Annotated in this window: 3 protein-coding genes; all 3 read left to right on the forward strand. The window is 38.5% G+C overall.

Going from position 1 to position 1,010, the window contains the following annotated elements; all coding sequences use genetic code 11:
- A partial coding sequence (locus IT392_13640; GenBank protein ID MCC6545514.1) for a hypothetical protein occupies nucleotides 1–249 on the forward strand: 249 nt, incomplete at its 5' end.
- On the forward strand, nucleotides 230–517 hold the full coding sequence (locus IT392_13645; GenBank protein ID MCC6545515.1) for a hypothetical protein: 288 nt from the start codon (nucleotides 230–232) through the stop codon (nucleotides 515–517). The genes IT392_13640 and IT392_13645, both read left to right, overlap by 20 nt.
- Nucleotides 514–1,010: hypothetical protein (locus tag IT392_13650; protein MCC6545516.1), on the forward strand; the 497-nt coding region annotated here is incomplete at its 3' end. The genes IT392_13645 and IT392_13650, both read left to right, overlap by 4 nt.

A 1,010-nucleotide genomic window follows, 5' to 3' on the forward strand; every position in this document is an offset into this window, starting at 1 on the left:
CTTGGTTTAAAAACCGTTGAAGATCAAGCAGGCGTTAATGATGTCAGCGCAAAACCAGCGTCTAGTCTAAATTTCGAGAGTATGAAAAAACCACTATTAATAGCTGGTGGTGCTTATCTCGCACTAAAATTATTGTCAAGCAATCTCAAATATATCGCTCTTGGTGGAGCTGCATACCTTGCTTTTAAAAAATCCCAAGAAAAACCAGTAGCAGTCAGCGGAGCAGACTATGGTCGATGGGGATGCTAGTACGCAGCGTCTAAGCTCAAACGTGTCGGTAAATAAGATTGTAAGACTTGCTGCCTTTGCAGGTCTTCTTTATTTTCTACTTCAAAAAGCCAAAAAAGAAGGCGGACTTAGCGGTAATAAAGAAGGCTGGAAGTTTAACATCGATTCAGACAAGATCGTTGATACCTTGATGCCAGGGCTAAAGAACAATCCAAAATACCATAAGCTAGCGCGTAAAGCAGCGGGCTACATGGTTGAAGGTATAAACAAAAAAGGCAATTCCAAATGAAAAAAGTTTATATCCCATTTCATGTGAGAAAAATTCACTTTAATATCGCAAAAGATTATTGCGAGAAAAAAGGATATAAGTTTCCAAAAAACTTTTCATCTGCTGATATTGAATCGCTAAAAGTTTCTAACCCGCGTGAAAACCCATCAATTAAAGCACTAAAAGCACAAATGTTTAAAAGCCTAAAAGAAGCTTACACAACGTCTTATACACCAGGTGGCGAACTCAAAAACAATCCTGGCAGTCCGCAGCTTGCCGATCAATTCTTTTATAGCTTTGATTTTTATTTTGGAAATGACGATGCTGAAGGGTTTTTTGAACGTGTGACTGGTCTATCAAATGATGATCCAAAGCTTAAAGATTATCTTCAACGCTTTAGATCAAGTGTCACTCACCTAGCAAATCTGTATCTCGATATCGTAGCCAATCAGCAAAGAACATCAAAAGCATATCCCAAAGGTGCAAACGTCACTGAGCTATTTACTGTTGAATC

It is taken from the genome of Nitrospirota bacterium (assembly GCA_020846775.1).
GTDB lineage: Bacteria > Nitrospirota > 9FT-COMBO-42-15 > HDB-SIOI813 > HDB-SIOI813 > RBG-16-43-11.

Coding starts and splice junctions, on each gene's coding strand:
- IT392_13645 (MCC6545515.1), top strand. CDS start 230: ATGGTCGATGGGGATGCTAGTACGCAGCGTCTAAGCTCAAACGTGTCG.